We start from the raw sequence: 22,128 nt of genomic DNA, 5'->3' as shown, positions 1-22,128 counted from the left end.
CAACAAAGATAACTGAATTGTATCCAAAAATCCCGACATGCAAAATCTAAGAAAAAAATTTCCAGCCCTTAATCAATCCGTATACGCCAATACCGCATCCGCAGGGCTGTTGAGCGAAGATTTGATGGAGTGGCGCCAAGGGCACGACCTCGATTACCTTATTGGCGGAAGTGAAATCAAGAACAAAGGTTTTGCCCACATGCCCGAGATCAAGAAGACCGTTGGGAGGTTTTTCAATTGCAAAGCGGAAAATGTGGCCTTGGTCCCAAATTTCAGTTTGGGATTCAACCTGCTCTTGGAAGGATTGCCCAAGGATAAAAAGGTATTGCTCGTAAATAAGGATTATCCAAGTGTCAACTGGCCATTCGAGACCCGGAATTTTAAGCGGGACTATGTGGATGCCGATGAACATATGGAAGAAAATATCCATGCCAAGGTAAAAAAAGGCGATATTGAAGTACTTGCACTCAGTTTGGTGCAATGGGTAGATGGGGTCCGTATCGACTTTGATTTTTTGAAAGATTTGAAAAAGGAGTTTCCCAACCTGATGATTCTGGCCGATGGTACCCAATATTGTGGAACAGAGCCTTTTGATTTTGAAGCTTCAGGAATCGATATCTTGGGAACCAGTGCCTACAAATGGATGCTGGCCGGTTACGGGAACGGTTTTTTTCTGGTAAAAGACGAAGTGATGGAGCAGTTCGAGCTTCGGGGTATCGGAAATGGCTCTGTGGACAATGATGCCTCCAAACGGAACAACATCACTTTTTGTAAGTTTTTGGAACCGGGCCATTTGGATTCCCTCAATTTTGGAAGCTTGGAGTTTGCGGTCAAATTTCTGGATGAAATAGGTTTGGACAATGTGCAGGCACAACTCCAAAAGCTCTCCAAAAAAGCAATGACAGTCTTTACCGAGCTCGATTTGTTGCAGCCCGCTATCACCAAAAGAAAGCAGCACAGCACCATCTTCAATGTTAAGGGAGACGAGAAGCTCTTCAATAAACTCACCGGGGAAAATGTAGTGGCATCACCACGGGGCGGAGGTATTCGGTTGAGCTTTCATTTTTACAATACCGAAGAAGAAGTAGATGTTGTTGCAACACTTTTAAAACGCTGGGCTTCAAACTAATAATTGGTAAAAAACATTGATTTTATTTACTAAAAGTGATCTTGGGGTTAGGTGGATTTTATCAAATTGATAAATCGATTCTAACTTATTGTAAATAAATGGTTTTATGTATTGTTTTGTACTGAAATTAAAATTTTTGGTACCATGGCAATTAAAAAACAATACCTAAAGAGCAAGCCTGTTTGCAAAGTAACTTTCACAGTTCCTGCGGACGAGGCCAAAACGGTTGCTGTAGTGGGGGACTTCAATAAATGGAACCCTAAAAAGAGCAGCTTGAAGAAATTGAAGAACGGCACCTTTAAGGGAACGTTTGACCTACCCGTGGAGAACAGCTACGAGTTTAGATACTTGATCGACGGCAATTACACCAATGACTCCGAGGCTGACCGTTACCAATGGAACGATTATGCGGGCACCGAGAACGCCGTATTGGAAGTATAAAAACACTGTCCGCCATGAGTGAGCCCCAAAGCTGATGGCGGATTCCCTTTTCCTTTGATTTATTATTATCCTTTGCCCTGAACTTGTTTCAGGGTCTCATAAACTTTTGACATAATTTGATGAGATGCTGAAACGAGTTCAGCATGACGCTCTCAAAATTCACTTTGTCCAATAATCCACAACGGTTACATCCGCAATGTGCGGCCCTGCAACGTCGCCAAAGGCTACATGGTCGGGGTGGGTAAGGTACGTATCGCGATCGGCTTCGCTGTTAAAAGTTAAAAAGAAACAATGGGTAAGTCCTTTGTTCAGGTTTTCTGGGCTGTTGTTCTTGCCCCATTCATATCCTTTTATTTCGGAAATTTTGGATGGCAGGGCGTTGAAAGCCTCTTCCACTTGCTGTATATCTTCTTCGGAAGAATTCTCCTTGAATTTGAACAATACCACATGGCGGAGTTGAGGTGCTGTTGTTTCTTCTGATTTTTCCGTGCTTGCTGTCTGTTTTTCGGAGGCTTCCTTTTTTGGTTGTTCACCACAACTGGCAAATAATAGTGTGGCGAATATTCCGATGATGGTGGGTTTCATGGCTTATGGGTTAACATTGATTTGAGTCAAATGTACGATTTTGGATAGATTAATCTTGTTTCTATTATTCCCTTAGCCTTTAGCGTCACCCTGAACTTGTTTCAGGGTCTCAGAAGGGTTGTTATAATTTGATGAGATGTTGAAACAAGTTCAGCATGACCATTTGCCTTTTTGTGTATGTATTGGTTTTGGTCAACCAAGGTCATAATTTGTTATGACGCTTTATCCGTTGGGGTTGATTAGATTTGAAGCATGACACAAAGCGATAGAAAATTTTCGGACTTGTTTGAAGATGTTTATTCTTCGCCAAATGAGCTGGCCGAAGTTTTGGATTTGGGTGTTGAAATGCTTTTTTATGTAGAGGAGGGTGTTTTTTCCAAAGAGGATTTGCGAAATGTTGTTACTGCTTTAAGAAAGATAACTTTGGAGCTAAGAAAATGATTACTTCGAAAATTTTGATTTCAAGCCTATTTCTGGTGCGAGCCTGCCTTTGTCGGCAGACAGGCGTTACGCTCGTTCCATTATTGAATTAGTAAGGTTTTGAGAAGTTATACTGGTCACGAGCCAAGGGGCTCACGCTAGCTGGGTATTTTCAATCCAATAGGCAATCAAAATTTTAAAACACCCCTATCAAATGCATCAAAATGGGTTATGATAGGGAGTTCAAAGCTGGAGTAATCGGAATTGGTGGAGTTTACAATGACCACATGTCCCACTTTGCAATTAAGAGCTGCCTGTATCCCTGAATGGGAGTCCTCAAAAATAATGGAGCCTGCTTTGTCCACACCTAGCCTTTCAATGGCCCGGTCGAATAGGTCAGGGTTTGGTTTTCCTTTTACGGTGCCATCATTGTACACAATATGGTCTTCAGCAAAATAATCCAACAGGTTGAATTTGTCAATAAAAAAGTCCACATTCGATTTTCCCGAGGCTGTGGCAATGGCCATGGGGATGTTGTTTGCTTTCAAATAATTCAGAAGGTCCAGTGCTCCTGGCGCCAGTACCATTTTATGCTTAAGGCACTCATTGCGGTACAGGACTTCCTTCTCTTCGGAATAGTTGTGGACTTCTTCATCGCTCAACTCCCTTTTAAACAAAATTTCGAGGGTGTCCTTCCCGTTTCTGCCGTGGATGTATTCTTTTTTTTGCTCTTTGGTCAGGAGAATATTGTGTGCAGCTAGATATTCGTCCCAAGATTTTTCTTGGTGTTCGGAATCCCAGAACAATGTGCCGTTGAAGTCAAAAATCACTCCACCTTTTTTCATGATATTGTGAATTGATAAGGTCTTTACACTGCCACAACCCCCTTGATATGTGGGTGCGGGTCGTAGTTCAATAGCTCAAAATCATCAAAGGTAAAGTTAAAAATGTCCTTTACTTCAGGGTTCAATTTCATGGTGGGCAAGGGGCGAGGGTTACGGCTCAATTGCAGTTCCACCTGCTCCATGTGGTTGTTGTAAATATGTGCATCACCAAAGGTGTGGATGAACTCCCCGGGTTGGTAGCCACAGACTTGGGCCATCATCAAGGTAAACAACGCATAAGAAGCAATGTTGAATGGTACCCCCAAAAAGATATCCGCACTACGTTGGTACAATTGACAGGATAATTTGCCATCGGCCACATAAAACTGGAAAAAGGCATGGCAGGGTGGTAGAGCCGCCTTTCCGTTGGCCACATTTTCGGAAAATGATACCGAAGTATCCGGTAATACACTGGGATTCCATGCAGAAACCAACATTCTACGGCTGTTTGGGTTGTTTTTCAAGGTTTCCACCACTTCCTTGATCTGGTCGATTTCCTCGCTGTTCCAATTGCGCCATTGATGTCCATAAACTGGGCCCAAATCCCCATTTTCATCGGCCCACTCATTCCAAATTCGGACTCCATTTTCCTGAAGGTAGGCAATATTGGTATCTCCCTTTAAAAACCATAAAAGTTCATGCACAATAGATTTAAGGTGCAGCTTTTTTGTCGTTACCATAGGGAAGCCCTCGGAGAGGTCGAACCGCATTTGATAGCCAAAAACACTCAAGGTTCCTGTTCCTGTGCGGTCCCCTTTTTGGTTCCCGTGCTCCAATACGTGTTTAAGAAGGTCGTGGTACTGTTTCATGCTGTCTGTTCTGTTATCAGAGTCATTTCGAGGATTTTCCGCAGGCGGAAAATTGTATCGAGAAATCATTTTCGGAAAAAAGTTAAGATATCTCGACTACGCTCGATATGATAAAAAATCAATCCATCGAAATTACTTCAATAAGTGTGTTTTGGAAACTAAAAGGCAAAAGACTTATGAAGAGTTTATTAACTGAAAAGAGGTTGAAGGGTTACCCTAAAATCATCCCAGCTATGGTAGCCGACAGCAATGAAGCCAAAGATCCTCCCAAAACGGCCTTCATTCCAAATGAGGAAAGTACTTTTCGTTGACCGGGCGCCAAGGACCCTATACCGCCAATTTGAATACCGATGGAAGCAAAGTTGGCAAAACCACAGAGCATATAGGTGGCCATGATTACTGATTTGTTGTAGGTAAAATGAACACCACTGGCCACATTCTTTAGATCTGCCAATTGAATGTATCCCACAAACTCGCTAGCGGCAAGCTTTATTCCAAGCAACTGTCCCATGAGCATAATGTCCTCATTGGCAACACCAATAAGCCACATAAGCGGGGCAAATATGGTTCCTAGAATGGCCTCCAATGAAAATTCCGTATAAGGGGAATTGGCAGCGATCCAGTTGTTGAACGTGGAGACATCACCAACCCAGCCCAAGATTCCGTTGATCATGGCGATAAAGGCCACAAAGACCAAGAGCATGGCCCCGACGTTCAAGGCGAGTTTAAGGCCTTCGGTGGTTCCATTGGCAATGGCGTCCAAAATATTGGCACCTATTTTTTCGGAAGACACCTCTACATCGGTGTTGACTTTCTCGGTCTGTGGATACAATATTTTTGAAATAACGATTGCCCCAGGTGCCGCCATTACCGATGCTGCCAAAAGGTGCTTGGCAAAGACCAAGCGTAGTTCTGGATCATCACCGCCTAAAAAACCGATGTAGGCGGCCAAGACCGCTCCTGCTACCGTAGCCATTCCTCCAATCATGACCAAAAGGATTTCGGATTTGTTCATTTTTTCCAAGTAGGCCTTGATGAGTAAAGGTGCTTCGGTTTGTCCCAAAAAGATATTGCCTGCCACGGAAAGACTTTCGGCTCCCGATATGCCCAATGTTTTGGAAAGTAGCCAAGCCATCCATTTTACCACTACTTGAATCACTCCCAAATAATAAAGAACCGAGGTCAAGGCGGAGAAAAATATAATGGTAGGCAGTACTTGAAAAGCGAAAATGTACCCAAATGTATCCATGTCCACTACCAGGCCTTCAAACAGGAATTGGCTTCCAGCACGGGTAAAGTCCAGAATGCTGACGAAAATGCTTCCGACTTGTTCAAAAATATATTGTACAAAAGGAACCTTGAGCACGCCAATGGCAATCAATACTTGTAACGATAAACCGATTCCGACCGTTTTCCAATTGATGGCCTTTCTGTTGGAACTGAACAAAAAGGATATCAGAATAAGCACTGCCATCCCCAGTGCACCGCGTAAAAATGTAGTGAAGTTGAACCCTTGGTTGGGTATGATTTCTGCAGTTTCCGGTTGGAAAGCGGTTTCCGTAATAGTGGACCCGATGGCAACGTTAAGGGAATCTGCGGGCAATGAATTTTGGCCGAAAGCGACCGAACAAATGAATAAAAGTATCAGTAAACTTTGGGTCTTTTTCGCCATGTACGTTGGTTGTTTATTTGCGCTTGGAAATCTCATCCCTTAATTTGGCAGCTTTTTCGTAGTCTTCGCTGGCAACTGCCTTGTCCAATTCTTTGTGGAGTTCTTGTAGGGACATCTCCCGGTATCCGTGTGTGTCGGCACCCGATTCTATTTCCACGGTCTCTCCCTCTTGTAGGATTTCGTCGACCATGATGCTGTCATCGTCATCCTCTTCCTTTTCTTTGGAAGAGAATTTAAGGAAAATCCCAGCTTTGTCAAGAATGGTCTTGTACGTAAAGATAGGAGCATCAAAGCGTAGCGCAAGCGCAATGGCATCGCTGGTACGGGCATCGATGATTTCCTCATCGTTATCGCGCTCACAAATAATGCTGGAATAGAAAACACCATCCACCAGTTTATGGATAATTACCTGCTTGACCACAATTTTGAACCTATCGGCAAAATTCTTGAACAGGTCATGTGTTAATGGTCTGGGCGGTTTTATCTCTTTCTCCAGTGCAATGGCAATGGATTGTGCTTCAAATGCGCCAATAACAATGGGAAGTTTACGGTCTCCCTCTTCTTCATTTAAAATAAGGGCATACGCGCCATTTTGTGTTTGGCTGTATGATATCCCCTTTATTTTTAATCGTACTAAACTCATATATCTCCTCCTAAAGCAAAGGGCCGTCCAAATAAGTGGCTTTACCAGTTATCTGAACAGCCCCTTGCAATGGGCAAATTAACAAAATTTAAGCGTTTTGGGCTTTAAATTCTTTTAATTTTTCGATGAGTTCGGGCACTACCTCGAAGGCATCCCCGACTATTCCGTAATCCGCAGCCTTAAAGAAAGGTGCTTCGGGGTCGTTGTTGATGACCACTTTTACTTTGGAGGCGTTGATGCCTGCCAAATGCTGAATGGCCCCAGATATACCAATGGCGATATAGAGATTGCTCGCAACGGGCTTTCCAGTTTGTCCTACGTGCTCACTGTGCGGGCGCCATCCCATATCCGAAACTGGTTTGGAGCAGGCGGTTGCCGCACCCAAAACATCGGCCAATTCTTCAACCATGCCCCAGTTTTCGGGTCCTTTAAGTCCACGCCCCCCTGATACAACAATATCCGCATCGGCAATGGTTGCTTTTCCGACCACACGATCTACTTCCACCGATTTAACGGCAAAGGCATCGTCGTTCAAAGAAGGGCTATATTCCTCAACTGAGGCAGAAACATTATTTTCCACTACTCCGAAGGCGTTACTGGATACCCCGATTACTTTTATATCCGATGAAATTTCGGTCATGGCGAACCCTTTATTACTGAAAGCGGTGCGCTTTACAATAAAAGGAGAAGTGCTTTCTGGGGCAGCCACTACGTTAGGTACATATCCAGCGGTCAATTTAGCTGTTAGGATAGGTGCTAAAAATTTGCTGTCCACACTGGAACTCAATATGATTACTTTAGCGTCCTCTCCTTTTACTGCTTGGGCCAATACATCTGCATAGGCCTTGGCGTTAAAGGTTGTCAGGGAATCGTCCGATACCTTCAAAACTTTGGAGATCCCGTAGGTTCCCAAGGAGGCATCGTCCTCGGCATTAAAAGATACCGCTGTTACGGTTGTGCCTAAATCTTGGGCCACTTTATGTGCGTAAGAGGCCACTTCGAAGGCATTTTTTTTGAATTTTCCCTTAAGGGATTCTGTATATACTAATACTGACATAATTTCTTAATCTTGTTTAGATAACTTTTGCTTCATTGTGCAGTAGTTCGACCAATTCTCCCACATTGCCGGCATCGACCAATTTAACAGGTCCTTTGGCTGCAGGTTTTACAAATTTTTGGTCTTGAGTTGGCTGAGTGGCATCAACAGGTTCTATCACGTTCAATGCTTTTTTACGGGCCATCATGATTCCTCTCATGTTGGGGATGCGAAGGTCACTTTCCTCGACCAATCCTTTCTGTCCACCGATGACCAAGGGAAGCGATGTGCTTATTTTTTCCTTACCACCATCGATTTCACGAACCGCAGTTGCTGTGTCGCCATCGATTTCGAGTCCTATACAGGTGTTCACAAAATTCATGTCCAATAAAGTGGCAAGTATTCCTGGAACCATACCTCCATTATAGTCGATGGATTCCCTACCTGCAATAATAAGGTCGTATTCCCCTTTTTTGACCACTTTGGCCAATTGCTGGGCCACGAAGAAACCATCTTTTGGCTCGGCATTCACTCGAATGGCCTCATCGGCGCCAATGGCCAACGCTTTTCTGATGGTCGGCTCCGTTTGGACACCGCCAACATTTACCACATGAACTGTGGCACCTTGCTTTTCTTTGAACCACATGGCGCGGGTTAGGCCGAATTCATCATTTGGATTAATAACAAATTGAACCCCGTTTGTGTCAAACTGGGTATCGCCTTCCGTAAAATTGATTTTGGAAGTAGTATCCGGTACGTTGCTTATGCAAACTAAAATCTTCATATATACTTAAGGTTTATGTGCTCAAATATAATTATAAAATCCGAAATTTATTATGCATGCATAATAAATTTTGTTCTTTTTTTGGATTTTGGTCAGGCAAATTTCGGGTAGTTTTTGCTATTTTTGCTTGCGTTTTTAAGCAGACTATAAATATTTAGTACGATTCAATGAAAACATTACAATTTAGGGAGGCGATAGCCGAGGCTATGTCCGAAGAAATGCGAAGGGATGAGAACATTTATCTGATGGGCGAGGAGGTAGCCGAGTACAATGGTGCTTATAAGGCTTCCAAGGGCATGTTGGATGAGTTCGGACCTGAGCGTGTTTTGGATACCCCGATTTCAGAACTTGGTTTTGCCGGTATCGGCGTTGGTTCTGCCATGAACGGCAATAGGCCCATTATAGAATTCATGACATTCAATTTCTCCTTGGTGGGAATTGATCAAATTATAAATAACGCCGCCAAAATCCGTCAGATGTCCGGTGGTCAATTCAATTGCCCCATCGTGTTTAGAGGTCCAACAGCTTCTGCAGGACAGTTGGCCGCAACCCACTCCCAGGCTTTTGAAAGCTGGTATGCCAATACCCCTGGACTTAAAGTTGTGGTTCCTTCCAACCCAGCCGATGCCAAAGGATTGTTGAAATCAGCGATTCGTGATGACGACCCTGTGATTTTTATGGAATCGGAGCAGATGTACGGAGACAAGGGAGAGGTGCCGGAAGGAGAGTACACCATTCCATTGGGTGTTGCTGACATTAAAAGGGAAGGTACGGACGTTACCATCGTTTCCTTTGGAAAAATTATCAAAGAGGCTTACAAGGCTGCCGATGAATTGGAAAAAGAGGGCGTTAGCTGTGAAATCATCGATTTGAGAACAGTTCGCCCAATGGACCATGAAGCCATCTTGGCTTCCGTAAAGAAAACCAACAGAATGGTCATCTTGGAAGAAGCTTGGCCTTTTGGTAATGTGGCCACCGAAATCATCTATCACGTTCAGGATAAAGCGTTCGATTATCTGGATGCACCTATCGTAAAATTGAACACTGCAGATACGCCTGCACCATACTCTCCAGTCCTTTTGGCCGAATGGTTGCCCAACCATGAGGATGTTATCAAGGCTGTTAAGAAAGTGTTATATAAGCTATAGAATCATATTTGTAAGGTATATTAGCCCTGTCAACTTTGTTGATAGGGCTTTTTTAGGGAATATTTTTTGATTAGAAATTACTTTGAACCAAATTTGACCTAATATATGAATTGGGAAGCAGTTGTGTTTTTCCTGATTGTCCCTTACATCTGCCTATGAAAAGATTCTTTTCCGTTTTTTTTCTGCTTTTTATCACTTGTGTTACCGCACAGACCAAAATCGAGGGTGTGGTTACCGATGATACCGGTATGCCAATCGCCTTTGCGAATATCATTTTCGTTAATTCTTCCGAAGGGACCATTACCAACGACAATGGACACTTTTATATGGAGTCCGATGAAACCTATGGTGCCATTAAAGTATCCTTTATCGGGTATGAGACCATGGAAATTCCACTGGAGCAAAAGGTAAACTATGGTATGGAAATCGTGCTCACGGAATCTGCAGAGCAACTTCAGGAAGTCGTTGTTTACACAGGAAAGCAATCCAAGAAGAACAATCCCGCGATTGATATTCTCCGAAAAATATGGGCCAAAAAACGGGAAAACGGAGTGCGTAAGTTCAAGCAGTACCAATACGATAAGTATGAAAAAGTAGAGTTTGACCTGAATACCATTGATAGTGCGCTGATCAAAAGCAAGCTTTTCAGGGGGCTGGAATTTATGTTCGAGGATTTGGATACCTCCCGAATCACAGGGAAAACCTATCTGCCCATGTTCCTGAACGAAACTTTTTCCAAAGTCTACGGAGATAATGTACTGGATAAGGAGAAAGAGGATGTGCTCGGTAATAAAAACTCTGGGTTCAGTGGCAATCAGGCCATAACCGCCTTTGTGGAAGATCTCTATTCCGATTATGATATTTACGACAACTACCTTAAGTTTTTTGATAAGAGCTTTACCAGTCCATTGTCCAAGACCGGGGTTGACGTCTATAACTACGTGTTGTCTGACAGTACTTATATTGATGATAAATGGTGCTACAATATTATTTATTACCCCAGGCGAAAGAACGAACTTACTTTTAAAGGGGATTTTTGGGTAAACGATACCACCTATGCCATCAAGAAGATCAATATGCAGGTCACCAAGAGTGCCAATATCAACTGGGTAAAGGATATCTATATCGAACAGGATTTTGAGGTGGTCAGCGATTCGGTCTTTCTCTTGAAGCGTGATTATATGCTGAGCGACTTCAGTTTCTCCAAAAAAGAGGAATCGCGTGGGGTGTATGGTAAGCGAACCACGGTTTTTGACAATTATAATTTTAATAACCCACGACCAGAAGAGTTTTACAAGGCCGTTGCCGACCCTTATGACCCAAGGGTATTCTCGCAAGACAGTGTTTTTTGGAAAAATGCCCGTTTGGAAAGCTTGAACGAGGATGAATCGGGAATCTTCAAGTTGTTGGATACCCTAAAAACCGTGCCCAAGTTCCGTACCTATTACGACATTGTGAGTGTATTGGGCTCGGGCTATATCGAAATCGATAAATGGAACATCGATATTGGGGATGTCTATAGTACTTTCGGTTATAACGATGCGGAAGGGATTCGGATGCGCGCTGGGGCACGGACCTATTTCGGACAGAACGATATGTGGCGTCTGGAAGGCTATATGGCCTATGGTTTTGATGACAGAAAGTTCAAGCACGGATTCTCGGGCAAGTTTTTGCTCGACCGAAAGAACCGGCTCATTATTTCGGGGGGCAATCGAAGGGATATAGAACAGTTGGGCCTTAGTTTGACGAGTACCAACGATGTGATGGGGCGGAGTATCGCTTCATCTTCCTTGGTGACCGTGGGGTCCAACGACCGTTTGACGAACATTAACCTTTCCACGCTCAATTTTGAGATGGAACCCGTGAAAAATTTCAGGATAAATGTGGGGGGGTCTTTCCGTACACTGAGTTCTGCCTTGCCCGATGCTTTTAGTCTGGATTATGTGGACCCGACTTTACCTACAGGAATCGCATCGGAAGTAAAACAGTTTGATTTGAATACTACATTGATTTACACTCCGGGCAAGCGAACTATTGGATACGGGGTGGAGCGTTCCAATATCAATGATGATTATAGCACCCTGGTTTTAAAATACACCAAAGGTGTGGATGGTTTTCTGGAAAGTGATTTTGATTATGAGAAGATCCAGTTTTCATACCAGCAACCTTGGCAAATAGGTGGTTTTGGTCGGTTGACGAGTAGTGTGGAACTTGGTAAAACCTTTGGGGCTGTACCTTTGGGCTTGTTGAGTGTTATCCCTGGAAACCAGACCTTGTTTTCGCTGTACAATGCATTTCCCAACTTGGATTTCTACGAATTTGTCACTGATACTTATGCGACGGTACATTTGGAACACAATTTTAATGGGCGTTTGTTTTCGCGTATTCCTTGGTTGCGCAAACTCAACCTTAGGGAAATTGTTGGGGTAAGGGGAGCATGGGGACAACTGTCCGAAGAAAATATCGCTCTGAGTGCTCCGACGAACATTCCTTTAATGGCACCCGAAGACCAAGTGTATTGGGAATACTCTTTTGGTGTAGGCAACATCTTCAAAATACTGCGTATAGACTTTAATTTTAGAGGGAATTACCTCGAGAATCCTGATGCAAGAGCCTTTGGGATAACCGGAACCTTCGGATTTAGCTTTTAATTCACACGAAACAGGCAATTTATGGGGGCTATTCCAGTTATACTGGTTATTTTTGCATAATAAATTTATCACTAACATGTCTAAAAAACCACGTATTACCTTTGATGTACTGGTAGAAATTCCCAAAGGTAGCAGAAACAAGTACGAATACGATTTTGCCCTCAATAAAATTCGGTTTGATCGAACCTTATTTTCTTCAATGATGTATCCTGGCGATTATGGATTCATTCCAGAAACCTTGGCCTTGGATGGCGACCCATTGGATGTATTGGTTCTTTGCACCGAGCCAACCTACCCTATGGTAGTTGTGGAAGTAAAGCCAGTTGGGGTTTTCCACATGACCGATGAGAAAGGTCCTGATGAAAAGGTGATATGTGTGCCTGTTTCCGATCCTATCTGGAGCAAAAGAGACGATATTAGTGAATTGAACCCACACCGATTGAAAGAGATCGAGCACTTCTTCCAAGTGTATAAGGATTTGGAAGAGAAGAAGGTGGATACCGGTGGTTGGGGAGATGTCAACGAAGCCGTTAAAATCTATCAGGAATGTGTACAACGCTACGAAGATAGCGACCACAAAAAGAGGCGAGCCTTCACGATATAGATTACATAATAATAACTTTAAAAAAATGCGCTTTTATTAATTAAAGGCGCATTTTTTTTATTACTTCGTATTTTATTACATTAGCTGGCATTAAAAAAATTCTAAACAATCTAACCTATGGATTTAATCGTAAAATTTTTGCCTGTATTTGGTGTGTTGGCACTGCTTTATGTGTTCATCAAGAACGTATGGATTTCAAAACAAGAGGTCGGGGACGAAAAAATGGCAAGGATTGCCAAGAACATTGCCGATGGGGCAATGTCATTCTTAAAAGCCGAGTATAAAATACTGAGCATCTTTGTAGTCTGTGTGGCCGTTCTGCTCTTTTTTAAAGGGAGCAACGAATCTGGCTCCAACGGTATGGTGGCACTCTCTTTTGTGGTAGGGGCCATCTGTTCTGCTTTGGCAGGGTTTATCGGGATGAAAGTCGCGACCAAGGCCAACGTAAGAACTACCAATGCAGCTAGAAACTCTTTGGGCAAGGCATTGGAAGTTGCCTTTGCAGGTGGAGCTGTGATGGGACTTGGTGTAGTGGGACTCGGTGTTCTTGGTTTGAGCGGACTATTCATGATTTATAGTGGACAAGGTTGGGAAATCGCCGAAGTATTGAATGTGCTTTCCGGGTTTTCCCTTGGAGCCTCGTCCATCGCACTTTTTGCCCGTGTGGGTGGAGGTATATACACCAAAGCTGCCGATGTAGGTGCTGATTTGGTAGGTAAGGTCGAAGCTGGGATTCCTGAAGACCACCCGTTGAACCCTGCAACCATTGCGGATAATGTGGGTGATAATGTAGGGGATGTTGCCGGTATGGGAGCTGACCTTTTTGAGTCCTACGTAGGTTCCATAATTGGTACCATGGTACTAGGGGCCGTTTTCGCGGGATTGCCAGAATTCCAAGCGGCTTTTGATGGACTCGGTGCAGTGTACTTGCCTCTTGCATTGGCGGCGGTAGGTATCATTATGTCGATTATCGGAACATTCTTTGTTCGAGTAAAAGACGGTGGAAACCCACAAACCGCTTTGAATATAGGTGAATTTGGATCTGCTGGCTTGATGTTGGTGGCTTCTTACTTTATTATCAATGCAATGCTACCCGAATCTTGGGTGGAAGGTGGAAAGGAATTTACTTCCATGGGAGTGTTTTGGGCAACTATTGCTGGTTTGGTGGCCGGGTTGTTGGTTGGAAAAGTAACAGAATATTATACAGGTACGGGAACCAAACCCGTAAACTCCATAGTACGTCAGTCGGAAACTGGTTCGGCGACCAATATTATTGCTGGTCTAGGCGTGGGTATGATGTCCACTGCCATTCCAATTATATTAATCGCAGCGGCCATATTGGTTTCCCATCATTTTGCTGGACTGTACGGAATTGCAATAGCAGCTGTGGGAATGTTGGCCAATACAGGTATTCAGCTTGCCGTTGATGCCTACGGTCCCATTTCGGACAACGCAGGTGGTATCGCTGAAATGGCAGAGCTTCCTGGGGAAGTTCGTGACAGGACTGATAAATTGGATGCCGTAGGAAATACAACAGCGGCCATTGGTAAAGGATTTGCCATTGCGTCTGCGGCATTGACGGCATTGGCACTTTTTGCAGCTTTTATGAAAACAGCCGGGGTGCAGTCCATCGACGTTTCCCGTCCGGATATCATGGCAGGATTACTGATAGGGGGAATGCTTCCTTTCGTGTTCTCTGCCCTTTCGATGAATGCAGTAGGTAGAGCGGCTATGTCTATGATCGAAGAGGTTCGTCGTCAGTTCAATGATATACCGGAACTAAAGGCTGCATTGGGCATCATGCGCAAGCACGATTCGGATCTTTCAAAAGCCAGTAAAGAGGATATGGAAATTTTTGAAGCAGCTGATGGTAAGGCAGAGTATCAAAAATGTGTTGAAATTTCTACGCAAGCTTCCATTAGAGAAATGGTATTGCCCGGATTATTGGCCATCGCGGTACCAGTAGCCGTCGGATTTATTGGTGGGGCCGAGATGTTGGGAGGTCTTTTGGCGGGTGTAACCACAGCAGGAGTACTTATGGCCATATTCCAATCCAATGCCGGTGGAGCATGGGACAACGCCAAAAAGACCATAGAAAGTGATGGTCGAAAAGGTAGTGATGCCCATAAAGCGGCAGTGGTGGGTGATACCGTAGGTGATCCTTTTAAGGATACATCAGGTCCTTCCTTAAATATTTTGCTTAAATTGATGTCGGTAGTGGCATTGGTCATTGCGCCTAGTTTGGTAAGCCTTTCCCCAGCTGATGAAGTGGGTATGGTAAAAGAAGACGGTACTATGATCACCATTACCGAAGAGGGAATGAAAGAAACCAAAACCGTTGAAAAACAAATCCGTGTGGAAGTTAGCAATACTGCAGATGGTGCCTACAAGGCCGTAATCATTTCAACTTCCAAAGAAGATGGAAAAGTAGTTGAAGAAACCGAAGAGCTTACAGCTGACACCAAAGAAGAATTGGAGAAAAAAATAGAAGAGTATAAGAGTGCCGAGGCAAAGAATTAGCTAGCACTTTTGAAAGCTGGAAAAACCACGCTATCGGCGTGGTTTTTTATACTGTCACATCGAGCGCAGTCGAGATGTATTAGTTCAATTTAAACGTAATGGGGATTGAGTAAGGTACTTTGACAGGTGTTCCTCGTTGTTTTCCGGGTTGTAATTTGGGCAACTTGGAAATGATACGGGCAGCTTCTTTTTCGAGACTCTCATGTGGTCCTTTAAGTCTTACATCGCCGATGCTACCATCTTTCTGAACAGTGAAAATAACACTTACCCTGCCTTGCAGTCCCATTTCCTTTGCAATATCCGGGTAACGGAAGTTCTTTCGAATATGTTTCAACATATTTTCTTGAAAACAATCTCTTTTGTCTTTTTCGGTTTTTTCATTTTCACAGCCCGGGAATACAGGGGCATTTTCAATAAGGATGAAGGGTATCTCTTCTGGAATGATATCTTCGGCAACATCAATGGATTCAACATCGGCTATTTCCGCGTCTTGGTCGGTTTCCGATGGTTTGATTACATCTTCAACAATGTCCTCATCATCATCGGTGATTTCAATTTTGGGTGGTGCTTGAATTTTGGGTTTTGGAGGTTCTGGGATTTTAAGCTTGAGGATGGTTGCGTCTTCAATCAAATCCTCGTCGACTTTTAATTCGCCTACGTCCCAAGAATTGTCTTGGTAATAGGTTTTCCATTCCAAAGCCATATAGGCCATGAAGAGTACTAAGGTCATCCCTACAAAAAAGTAGAGTAGACTGTTTCGTTTTACCTCCAGTTGTGGATTTTTTTTCGGTTCCATAATTTTCAAAGTTTTGGGCCTGAAAAGGCGTAGTTAATAGCAGTGGGTTCATCCCACCTCTAAACTACTTTGAAAAAGAACCGGAGTAAACCGCCAATGAGTGAACGGGCTATTTGATTGAGGGAAACGGAAATAAGTTTTTAATCCACTATCGCTTGATAGATCAAAGCACGTAATTTTCCGTGATCGTCAATGTCGCCTGCGGGGATCAATTGGGTAAAATACACCACAACCATTTCCTCTTTTGGGTCTACCCAATAGGAGGAGTGATAGGCACCTCCCCATGCAAACTCACCTTCGGAGCCCAATTCGCCACGTAGTCCCAAATCTTCCACAGTGGAAAATCCCAGTCCGAAACCTTGTCCTTCATCACGGGGAAAAGGAAGGTGGTTGGTGGTCATCAACTCCACGGTTTTAGGTGAAATGATACGTTTGCCATCAAATACCCCCCTGTTGAGTATCATTTGTAAAAACCTGGCATAATCCATGGAAGTGCTCAAAAGACCTGCGCCTCCTGAAAAACTTTTTCTGGGACCATCCACATAAGCTCCTTGGCCCACCATACCACCAGGGTTTGGTGCACGCTCCAATCCGTTTTCCGTAGCTGAATAAACGGTTGCCAAACGTTCCCTTTTTTCTAAAGGGAGATAAAAATGGGTGTCTACCATGCCAAGAGGGTCCAGAATGTTGTTTTTAAGAAAAACATCAAGGGATTTACCTGAAACAACTTCAATCAACGCCCCAAGAATATCGGTGTTGTACCCGTATACAAATTTTGTTCTGGGTTGTGATTCAAATGGGAGCTCTGCCATGCGATTTACCGTTGCTTGAATGGGCTCGTCACGATCGGCAAAATACCACCCTTGGATTTTGGCTTCTTCCCATAGGTCTGCTGCAATTCCATATCCATAAGAAACTCCAGAAGTGTGGGTAAGCAGATCACGAATGGTAATGGGTCTATTGGCGGGAACAATATCGTAGGTGCCATCATCCTTGCTCACAGCTACCTTGGTTTCCATAAAAGCGGGAATGTATTTTCCGACAGGATCTGTGATCAATAGTTTCCCTCTTTCTTGAAGCATCATGATTCCCGTGCTGACAATGGCCTTGGTTTGCGAGGCTATCCTGAAGATGGAGCCCTTGGTCATGGGAACGTTGATCTCGATATCGTTCTTGCCAAAGGATTCAAAATAGGCAATCTTACCTTTTCGTGCCACAAGAATGGTGGCACCGGGCAATTCTTCATCATCTATATAATCTTGAAAGGTTTGGGTTAAATATTGCAAACGCTCAGAAGATAATCCTACATCCTCGGGGGTTGTTTTGGCCAGTTCTTGTGCATTGGTATTGAAAGGGAGAAAGAATGCAAACAGTAAGGTTGCATATTGGGTTATTCGAAGGGCTTTCATGTGACTTGAATTAGTTTGATTGTTGCAAAAACACATCTAAATATACCTAATATCTGGTCTGCAATGAATTCTTTGAAGAATAGTTCTTCCTTGGAATAATTATTCAAACAGTCCGTGGATTTCCCCATCTATACGGTTGATGACTTCGCCCAAATCCTCTGGATTGTCCACAAAATCGAGATTGTCCACATCAAAAATGAGCAATTTGCCCTTTTTGTATGTGTTTACCCAAGCTTCGTAGCGTTCGTTCAGACGACTGAGATAATCAATGGAAATGGAATTTTCATAATCACGTCCCCGTTTGTGTATTTGGTTTACCAAGTTTGGGATGGAACTACGTAGGTAGATCATTAGATCCGGTGGTTGTACCAAGGTTTCCATTAATTCAAAAAGACCTTTGTAGTTTTCAAAATCACGGTTGGTCATTAGGCCCATGGCATGCAAGTTGGGTGCAAAAATATGGGCGTCTTCATAAATGGTCCTATCCTGGATCACATTTTTGCCACTTTCCCTGATCTTTAAAATTTGACGGTATCTGCTGTTCAAGAAATAAATCTGAAGGTTGAAACTCCAACGCTCCATTTGGGTGTAAAAATCATCGAGGTAGGGATTGTCCACCACATCCTCAAAATGAGCTTCCCATTTATAGTGTTTAGATAAAAGATTGGTAAGGGTGGTTTTCCCTGCACCTATATTTCCAGCTACAGCAATATGCATATGTCAGTGTTTATTGATAATGTACTTTGTGCCACTTGCGGCACAATATACAAAGTTAATATGCGCCATTGAAAATTTTTGGGTGTACGCGATTTTTCTTAAAAAAATCCTAAATTAAAATATTTTGTTAGTGTCGATTAAACCATTCTTCGATATTGGTGTCAAATCCACAATTTTGAACCAAATGATATGATGAAAATATTGCTCTTTTCTGTTTTTTTGATGCTTACCATATCCTATGGATATTCCCAAAGTTTTATAGGTACTGCAACATATCAAAGCAAAACTTCGATACAAGGGGATTTTGGTCCACCAGATATGCCCGAAGCCCGCAAACAAGAAATTATGGAACGGATGAAAAAGGCAATGGAGAAAACATACGAATTGACTTTTGATCGTTCAACCTCCATTTACGTGGAAGAAGAAAAATTGGAAGCACCATCCATTAACCAGAGTGGCGGTGGACGCCGATTTGGTATGTTCTCTGCGACCGGTGGCACTTATTATAAAGATATTCAAGAACAGACCTACACCAATGAAGTCGAGACTTTTGGCAAGAAATTTTTGATTAAGGATAGTTTGCGGCAATTGAACTGGGAGCTTACTTCGGAAACAAAAAAAATAGGCAACTACACTTGTTACAAAGCAATTGCGGTAAAAGTGATAGATACAGCTACCATGGATAATCTTAGGAATATGTTGAGACCGCCCCGGCGTGATGATGCTGACAAAGAGGAGGGACAAAAACAAAAGGATTCTGTTAATGGGAATTCTTTGTTGGCTCGTATTGAGGCACCTAAGGAACAAACCATTACCGCATGGTTCACACCGGATATTCCTGTGGGTCAAGGGCCAGGTTCCTACTGGGGACTTCCTGGTCTTATCTTGGAGGTGAATGATGGCCGTACTGCCATATTGTGTTCCAAAATAGTGCTCAACCCTGATGAAGAAATTGAAATAGTACAGCCCAAAAGAGGTAAAGAGGTGAGCCAGGCCGAATACAATCAAATATTGGCGGAAAAAATGAAAGAAATGTCAGAAAGGTTTCGGAATAATGGACGAAGAAGTGGCGGCCCAGGTGGCAGACCATAATTTTTTAGAATAGTTGATGAATAAAATTTTTCAGGCACTATTGTTACTCTTCGTAACATCTGCCATGGCCCAAAAGGTCACAGTGACAGGAATGGTTACAGATTCCCTAAAAAACCCTTTGGATGTTGCTAACGTAGTTGCGGTAAACCAAGAGAACCAAGCATTGGATGGTTTTGGGATAACCAATGACAAAGGGCAGTACAAATTGAACCTAAAGGCAAATTCCAATTATATTTTAAAAGTAAGCTACCTGGGATTTAGTCCTGCCGAAATACCATTACAAACAGTAGAATCCGATGTGGTCATGGATGTGGTTCTTTATGAACAGGCAGAAAACCTGAAAGAGGTTGAGGTTGTTTATGAGATTCCAATCACAATTCAAGGAGATACCATAGTTTACAACACAGATTCTTTTGTGTCGGGAACTGAACGGAAGTTGTCGGATGTTCTGGAGAAATTGCCAGGAATCGAGGTTAGTGATGAGGGTGAGATACAAGTAGAGGGCAAAACAGTAACCAAGGTCATGGTGGAAGGGGAGGAATTTTTTGATGGCGATTCGAAGCTCGCATCAAAAAACATACCTGCCAATGCACTCAGTAAAATAGAAGTATTGCGTAATTATTCAGAAGTTTCTCAGCTTGGAGGGGTTGCCAATAATCAGGACAATGTTGCACTGAACATAAAACTAAAGGAAGGCAAAAAGAAATTTTGGTTCGGTGAAATCACTGGAGGTTTAGGTTTGGATGAACGGTATATCGCCCATCCTAAATTGTTTTACTATTCACCCGATTTTAGTGTAAATATCCTTACCGACCTGAACAATATCGGAGCGGTGGCCTTTTCTTCTCGCGATTATTGGAATTTTACAGGAGGCTTTCGCAGTGCGACCAGAAGGACTGTGGGGACATCATTTACCACAAGTTCCAATAGTCAGGGAATTAGTACGGCCCAGAACAACAGGGCAAAATCCGTGGAAACAAAGTTCGGGGCCATAAATTTCAGCTACAAACCATCCGAATCCTGGAGGTTGAGCGGATATGGAATTTATTCGTACAACAACACGCTCATGCAGACCACTGCCAGCAACACATATATCTCCAGTGGCGAAACAGAGAATACCGATACCAATATAGATCAAACATCAAAGTTGGGACTCTTACAATTCAAATCTTCCTATAAGCCAAACGACAGGTTGCAATGGGATTATCAGATTCAGACCAAATTGTCCAACGAGGGTCAATACACAAATATCTTGTCGGTATCCGATGTAACAGACGAGATTGGCCAGAACAATGCGCAAAAACCAACAACGGTAACGCAGAACACCAATCTGTATTATACCTTGAATCCAGACCATATATTTGCGTTTGAGGGGCAATATGAATATTCCGACGAAGATCCTTTTTATAATGCCATTCGTTCGGAACAACCCTTTGAAGGATTGATACCCTTGGATTCCGACCAATCCGATTACAATATCAACCAAAGACAATACACTCAAACCAACAGGGTGGATGCCAAATTGGATTATTTTTGGGTGACCGGGGCCAAGAGCAATATTAATTTAACCTTGGGAACCACCCAATCCAGCCAAAGGTTCAATTCATCCATTTTTCAAGTATTGGATGCCGGAAATGAGATTACTTTTGATGATGATGAACTCAATAACGATGTCCGGTTTAATTTTTCCGATTTGTATTTCGGATTGCATTATAAATGGATATTGGGCAAGTTCACTTTTAATCCAGGGGTTCACGTACATAACTATGTGGCCACAAATACACAACTTGGTTCAGAGGCAAAGGACGAGCTTACCAATATAGTGCCCGACCTGTTCATCAATTTTCAAATAAAACAATCCGAGAGTATCAGGTTTAACTATAACATTACCCGAAACTTTACGGATATCAACAACTTGGCGGAAGGCTACATTTTTAACAACTATAACTCGGTTTATCAAGGGAACCGCGATTTGGAAAGTGCACTGTATCACAACGTGTCCCTTAATTTTTTCAGTTTTAATATGTTCAACCTTCAAAATATATTCGCCAGGTTCAACTATAGCAAACGTATTGATGCTTTCAAGGTAAATACCAGTATCGATGGAATCAATCAGGTACGTACCACCATCAATTCCAATTTGGAAGATGAAACATTCAGTGGTTCTGGGAGTTTTCAGAGAACCTTTGGCAGAATCAAGGTAAAGACCAATGCGTCTCTATCACTTTCAAATACATATAATATAGTTAATGATGCACCTCAGAATTCGAAATCGCTGACCCAGGGTTATTCTGCATCCGTTGGTAGCAGTTTTACCAATGCCCCTAACTTGGAACTTGGGATTGGATATACCATTAATGATTACGATAACGGAAATACAAGTACTACCTATTACACCAACAGGCCGTTTGCCAAGTTCGATGCCACCTTCTTGAAAAATTTTCTTTTTTTGTTGGATTACGACCACTACATATACTCGGATAAGGAAGACACGATCGACAATAGATATGGTTTTCTGGATGCGAGTCTATCCTATCAAAAAACGGACAGTAAATGGGAATACAGTATCGAGGCGACCAACCTTACCAATAACTCCTCTTTGGACCAAAATTCTTATGATGACCTGTTTTTTAGAACTTCAAACTATGTTGTTCAGCCATGTTACGTAGTGTTAAAGGTAAGGTATGAATTATGATTTCTTTTTGTATCCAAAATTTTGATGGTTATTGGTTTCACCGTACTTTTGCCCATCAAAACGAGGAAAGATTTGACTGATTGCAACCTCTTG

The 22,128-nt window shown here is 42.8% G+C and carries 19 protein-coding genes; 9 read left to right on the top strand and 10 right to left on the bottom strand.

Features of this window, described 5'->3' with window-relative positions; translation table 11 throughout:
- The first annotated feature begins 37 nt into the window (after positions 1-37).
- Together PY092_RS06140 and PY092_RS06135 are read left to right on the top strand one after the other, a co-directional pair.
- Complete coding sequence (locus PY092_RS06140; RefSeq protein ID WP_275614963.1) at positions 38-1,129, top strand: aminotransferase class V-fold PLP-dependent enzyme; 1,092 nt, start codon at positions 38-40, stop codon at positions 1,127-1,129.
- Between the two features lie 144 nt (positions 1,130-1,273).
- Positions 1,274-1,570, top strand: a complete 297-nt coding sequence (locus PY092_RS06135; protein ID WP_275614962.1) for an isoamylase early set domain-containing protein — start codon at positions 1,274-1,276, stop codon at positions 1,568-1,570.
- A gap of 159 nt (positions 1,571-1,729) precedes the next feature.
- Here the strand turns inward: PY092_RS06135 and PY092_RS06130 are convergent, their stop codons facing one another.
- Entirely contained in the window at positions 1,730-2,155 is a 426-nt protein-coding gene (locus tag PY092_RS06130) for a Dabb family protein (RefSeq protein WP_275614961.1), read from the bottom strand.
- 252 nt (positions 2,156-2,407) lie between these two features.
- Here PY092_RS06130 and PY092_RS06125 point away from each other — a divergent pair, with 252 nt between their 5' ends.
- Positions 2,408-2,596, top strand: a complete 189-nt coding sequence (locus tag PY092_RS06125) for a hypothetical protein (protein WP_275614960.1) — start codon at positions 2,408-2,410, stop codon at positions 2,594-2,596.
- 167 nt (positions 2,597-2,763) lie between these two features.
- Here PY092_RS06125 and PY092_RS06120 read toward each other — a convergent pair whose 3' ends face one another.
- The 6 genes from PY092_RS06120 to PY092_RS06095 all read right to left on the bottom strand — a co-directional run bounded on the left by PY092_RS06120 (position 2,764) and on the right by PY092_RS06095 (position 8,403).
- Positions 2,764-3,420, bottom strand: coding sequence for an HAD family hydrolase (locus PY092_RS06120; RefSeq protein WP_275614959.1), 657 nt, complete (start codon positions 3,418-3,420; stop codon positions 2,764-2,766).
- 23 nt (positions 3,421-3,443) lie between these two features.
- The gene (locus PY092_RS06115) at positions 3,444-4,268 is read right to left on the bottom strand and encodes a thymidylate synthase (protein ID WP_275614958.1); all 825 of its coding nucleotides are present in this window, start codon (positions 4,266-4,268) and stop codon (positions 3,444-3,446) included.
- Between the two features lie 211 nt (positions 4,269-4,479).
- Positions 4,480-5,940: a NupC/NupG family nucleoside CNT transporter gene (locus PY092_RS06110; RefSeq protein ID WP_275614957.1), complete on the bottom strand. Its 1,461-nt coding sequence runs from the start codon at positions 5,938-5,940 to the stop codon at positions 4,480-4,482.
- Positions 5,941-5,953: 13 nt separating this feature from the next.
- Entirely contained in the window at positions 5,954-6,583 is a 630-nt protein-coding gene (locus tag PY092_RS06105; protein ID WP_275614956.1) for a bifunctional nuclease family protein, read from the bottom strand.
- Positions 6,584-6,671: 88 nt separating this feature from the next.
- Entirely contained in the window at positions 6,672-7,640 is a 969-nt protein-coding gene (locus tag PY092_RS06100) for an electron transfer flavoprotein subunit alpha/FixB family protein (RefSeq protein WP_275614955.1), read from the bottom strand.
- Positions 7,641-7,656: 16 nt separating this feature from the next.
- Positions 7,657-8,403, bottom strand: coding sequence for an electron transfer flavoprotein subunit beta/FixA family protein (locus PY092_RS06095; protein ID WP_275614954.1), 747 nt, complete (start codon positions 8,401-8,403; stop codon positions 7,657-7,659).
- 167 nt (positions 8,404-8,570) lie between these two features.
- Here PY092_RS06095 and PY092_RS06090 point away from each other — a divergent pair, with 167 nt between their 5' ends.
- The 4 genes from PY092_RS06090 (at position 8,571) to PY092_RS06075 (ending at position 15,326) form a co-directional block, all read left to right on the top strand.
- Positions 8,571-9,551 (top strand): pyruvate dehydrogenase complex E1 component subunit beta, encoded by a 981-nt coding sequence (locus PY092_RS06090; RefSeq protein ID WP_275614953.1) that lies wholly within the window; start codon positions 8,571-8,573, stop codon positions 9,549-9,551.
- Between the two features lie 155 nt (positions 9,552-9,706).
- A complete protein-coding gene (locus tag PY092_RS06085) occupies positions 9,707-12,202 on the top strand; it encodes a DUF5686 family protein (RefSeq protein ID WP_275614952.1) in 2,496 nt (831 codons plus the stop codon).
- Positions 12,203-12,278: 76 nt separating this feature from the next.
- Positions 12,279-12,806 carry an inorganic diphosphatase gene (locus PY092_RS06080; RefSeq protein WP_127138328.1) on the top strand — a complete coding sequence of 176 codons (528 nt, stop codon included), beginning with the start codon at positions 12,279-12,281 and terminating at the stop codon, positions 12,804-12,806.
- Between the two features lie 117 nt (positions 12,807-12,923).
- Complete coding sequence (locus tag PY092_RS06075; protein ID WP_275614951.1) at positions 12,924-15,326, top strand: sodium-translocating pyrophosphatase; 2,403 nt, start codon at positions 12,924-12,926, stop codon at positions 15,324-15,326.
- Between the two features lie 79 nt (positions 15,327-15,405).
- Here the strand turns inward: PY092_RS06075 and PY092_RS06070 are convergent, their stop codons facing one another.
- The 3 genes from PY092_RS06070 to PY092_RS06060 form a co-directional block, all read right to left on the bottom strand.
- Complete coding sequence (locus PY092_RS06070) at positions 15,406-16,122, bottom strand: energy transducer TonB (RefSeq protein WP_275614950.1); 717 nt, start codon at positions 16,120-16,122, stop codon at positions 15,406-15,408.
- Between the two features lie 140 nt (positions 16,123-16,262).
- Complete coding sequence (locus tag PY092_RS06065; RefSeq protein WP_275614949.1) at positions 16,263-17,531, bottom strand: serine hydrolase domain-containing protein; 1,269 nt, start codon at positions 17,529-17,531, stop codon at positions 16,263-16,265.
- A gap of 99 nt (positions 17,532-17,630) precedes the next feature.
- Entirely contained in the window at positions 17,631-18,248 is a 618-nt protein-coding gene (locus PY092_RS06060; RefSeq protein ID WP_275614948.1) for a deoxynucleoside kinase, read from the bottom strand.
- A 189-nt stretch (positions 18,249-18,437) separates the two neighbouring features.
- Between PY092_RS06060 and PY092_RS06055 the strand changes: the two genes are divergently transcribed.
- Entirely contained in the window at positions 18,438-19,340 is a 903-nt protein-coding gene (locus PY092_RS06055) for a GLPGLI family protein (RefSeq protein WP_275614947.1), read from the top strand.
- Between the two features lie 16 nt (positions 19,341-19,356).
- Complete coding sequence (locus tag PY092_RS06050) at positions 19,357-22,035, top strand: carboxypeptidase-like regulatory domain-containing protein (RefSeq protein ID WP_275614946.1); 2,679 nt, start codon at positions 19,357-19,359, stop codon at positions 22,033-22,035.
- The last annotated feature ends 93 nt before the right edge of the window (positions 22,036-22,128 follow it).

Origin of the sequence: Flagellimonas yonaguniensis (assembly GCF_029193885.1) — a bacterium.
GTDB classification, from domain to species: Bacteria; Bacteroidota; Bacteroidia; order Flavobacteriales; family Flavobacteriaceae; genus Flagellimonas; species Flagellimonas yonaguniensis.
Note: the sequence above shows the minus strand (reverse complement) of the source record. Positions and strands in the feature narration are given on the sequence as shown.

Coding starts and splice junctions, on each gene's coding strand:
- PY092_RS06140 (WP_275614963.1), top strand. CDS start 38: ATGCAAAATCTAAGAAAAAAATTTCCAGCCCTTAATCAATCCGTATAC.
- PY092_RS06135 (WP_275614962.1), top strand. CDS start 1,274: ATGGCAATTAAAAAACAATACCTAAAGAGCAAGCCTGTTTGCAAAGTA.
- PY092_RS06130 (WP_275614961.1), bottom strand. CDS start 2,155: ATGAAACCCACCATCATCGGAATATTCGCCACACTATTATTTGCCAGT.
- PY092_RS06125 (WP_275614960.1), top strand. CDS start 2,408: ATGACACAAAGCGATAGAAAATTTTCGGACTTGTTTGAAGATGTTTAT.
- PY092_RS06120 (WP_275614959.1), bottom strand. CDS start 3,420: ATGAAAAAAGGTGGAGTGATTTTTGACTTCAACGGCACATTGTTCTGG.
- PY092_RS06115 (WP_275614958.1), bottom strand. CDS start 4,268: ATGAAACAGTACCACGACCTTCTTAAACACGTATTGGAGCACGGGAAC.
- PY092_RS06110 (WP_275614957.1), bottom strand. CDS start 5,940: ATGGCGAAAAAGACCCAAAGTTTACTGATACTTTTATTCATTTGTTCG.
- PY092_RS06105 (WP_275614956.1), bottom strand. CDS start 6,583: ATGAGTTTAGTACGATTAAAAATAAAGGGGATATCATACAGCCAAACA.
- PY092_RS06100 (WP_275614955.1), bottom strand. CDS start 7,640: ATGTCAGTATTAGTATATACAGAATCCCTTAAGGGAAAATTCAAAAAA.
- PY092_RS06095 (WP_275614954.1), bottom strand. CDS start 8,403: ATGAAGATTTTAGTTTGCATAAGCAACGTACCGGATACTACTTCCAAA.
- PY092_RS06090 (WP_275614953.1), top strand. CDS start 8,571: ATGAAAACATTACAATTTAGGGAGGCGATAGCCGAGGCTATGTCCGAA.
- PY092_RS06085 (WP_275614952.1), top strand. CDS start 9,707: ATGAAAAGATTCTTTTCCGTTTTTTTTCTGCTTTTTATCACTTGTGTT.
- PY092_RS06080 (WP_127138328.1), top strand. CDS start 12,279: ATGTCTAAAAAACCACGTATTACCTTTGATGTACTGGTAGAAATTCCC.
- PY092_RS06075 (WP_275614951.1), top strand. CDS start 12,924: ATGGATTTAATCGTAAAATTTTTGCCTGTATTTGGTGTGTTGGCACTG.
- PY092_RS06070 (WP_275614950.1), bottom strand. CDS start 16,122: ATGGAACCGAAAAAAAATCCACAACTGGAGGTAAAACGAAACAGTCTA.
- PY092_RS06065 (WP_275614949.1), bottom strand. CDS start 17,531: ATGAAAGCCCTTCGAATAACCCAATATGCAACCTTACTGTTTGCATTC.
- PY092_RS06060 (WP_275614948.1), bottom strand. CDS start 18,248: ATGCATATTGCTGTAGCTGGAAATATAGGTGCAGGGAAAACCACCCTT.
- PY092_RS06055 (WP_275614947.1), top strand. CDS start 18,438: ATGATGAAAATATTGCTCTTTTCTGTTTTTTTGATGCTTACCATATCC.
- PY092_RS06050 (WP_275614946.1), top strand. CDS start 19,357: ATGAATAAAATTTTTCAGGCACTATTGTTACTCTTCGTAACATCTGCC.